The 2,317-nt window shown below is 34.5% G+C and carries 1 protein-coding gene; it reads right to left on the minus strand.

The window, feature by feature from the left end; genetic code table 11:
• Positions 1 to 225 precede the first annotated feature (225 nt).
• Positions 226 to 2,073: an asparagine synthase (glutamine-hydrolyzing) gene (gene asnB, locus CN514_RS20970; protein WP_098234247.1), complete on the minus strand. Its 1,848-nt coding sequence runs from the start codon at positions 2,071 to 2,073 to the stop codon at positions 226 to 228.
• Positions 2,074 to 2,317 lie beyond the last annotated feature (244 nt).

Genomic DNA, 2,317 nt, shown 5'->3' on the forward strand with positions numbered 1-2,317 from the left:
TTGCGATTCCACGTTTTTAATTGCGATTCTCATTTTTTATTTGTGATTCCACATTTTTAATTGCAATCCCCTTTCTTATTTGCGATTCTAAGTTTTTAATTGCGCTTTCTGACTTTTTATTTGCAGCTCTCCCTTTTATTTCCACTTTCAAGCTTTTTATTTGCAGTTACACTCTGTTTTTTTAAACGTACAAAAAAAAGAGGTGAAAAAGATCACCCCCATACTTTAAGCTTTCACATTAATATTGAATTTTTTAAACCAAACATGAATTTGATATAAATGAGCTAGTAATTGAGGTCCAGACATTAATTGTCCGTACCATGGAACTTGAAATGCTTTTCCTTCACTTTCAACTAAACTATTTAATTGCTCTTTATCAAGAAACTCGTAAAGAGCTGAGCTTTTATCTTTTAAAGCTTCTTTTAATTTTTGAACAACTAATTTTGTATATACCGGGTTATGCGTCTTTGGATATGGGCTTTTTTTGCGGTATAAGATATCATCTGGTAACAGACCTTCAAGAGACTTTCTTAAAATGCCTTTTTCACGGTCGCCATACATTTTAAGCTCCCAAGGGATATTCCATACATATTCGACAAGTCGGTGATCTGCGAAAGGAACACGCACTTCAAGGCTCGCTCCCATACTCATCCGATCTTTTCGATCTAATAATTGTGACATAAACCATTGACGATTTAAATAAAATAGTTGTCTTCTTTTAGCTTCTAATGGACTTTCTCCTTCAAGGATTGGCGTTTCTTTTACAGTCTCGTTGTATCGATCTTGAACGTACTGAGCTAAATTCAGCTTCTTACTCCAATCGTCTTTTAATAGCTTTTGACGAAGTTCTGTTGATCTCATCCAAGGAAACGCTGGTCTGTTCAAATCATCTTCTCGGTGAAACCATGGATATCCACCAAAGATTTCATCAGCACATTCTCCTGATAAGCCTACTACAAAGTTCTGTTTAATTTTTTGACAAAACCATAATAATGAAGAATCGACATCCGCCATTCCTGGAAGATCACGACACTCTGTAGCCTCATCTAAATATTGAACCAGTTCTTCGTTTGTAATGACACATCTTTGATGATTTGTATTAAATGTTGAAGACATTAACTCAATCCAAGGTGCATCTGAATTTGGTTGGAATACACTTGATGTAAAATATTTATCATTTTCCTCATAATCGATTGAATAGGTGGTTAATTGTCCTTTTCCTTCTTTAGCGTAATGATTTGCAGCAATTGCTGTAATCGTACTAGAATCAACTCCACCTGATAAAAACGTACATAGAGGCACATCGGAAACCAATTGTCTTACGATTGCATCTTCAACATAAAAACGTACTTTTTCAATCGTTTCATCAACTGAGTCTGTGTGAATATCACTTTTAACATCCCAATATTTCCATATTTTAAGTCCATTTCTTGAGAATGTCATAGCGTGACCACCACGGAGTTCTTTAATCCCATCAAAAACACCATTTCCAGGTGTACGAGATGGACCAAGTCCAAATACTTCTGAGAGCCCTTCTTCAGTTAATTCAGCCTTCACCCCAGGGTTTGCTAAAATTGCCTTTACTTCTGAAGCGAATAATAATCTTTTATAGTCCTCTTTATAAAATAGAGGTTTAACACCTAAACGGTCTCTTGCAATGAATAGGCTTTCCTTTTCTTCATCCCAGATTGCAAAAGCAAATATTCCATTAAATTTGTCTACACAAGCTTCCTTCCACTCAATATAGCTTGTAAGTAGTACCTCTGTATCTGAATGCCCTTGAAACGTATAGCCTCTTTTTAAAAGTTCTTTTCTAATATCCTCAGTATTATACAACTCACCATTGTAGCAAAGCGTGTACGTGAAGTTACCTTTCGTCTTACGCATCGGTTGTTTTCCACCTACTGGATCAACTACAACTAATCTTTTGTGGCCAAAACTACAATGATTCGACGTCCAAATATTCGTATCATCTGGCCCTCGTTTAGACAATGTTTCAGCCATTTTTTTTGTGACTGAATTTACATTGGATAAATCCTTTTGAAAATCTGCCCACCCAGTTATACCGCACATGTTTTTTTCTCCTTTCTGGGCTATTTCCCTATAAAACTAAAGTTAATTCTATATCGTATTATTGTTTTTAAAAATAGGTGCGTTAATCCTCAAAAAAAGTTTGTAACTTATCATTATTTGTCCATACGTTTTTTTAATTTTTGCATAGTTATAAAATAGTTAAGTTATGTCAATAAATGAAAAAAGTAGCAGCTTTATTAAAATAGAAATAAACGCAGCTATTATGATTTATAAATCCTAATAC

Origin of the sequence: Bacillus sp. AFS001701, assembly GCF_002559405.1 — a bacterium.
GTDB lineage: Bacteria > Bacillota > Bacilli > Bacillales > Bacillaceae_G > Gottfriedia.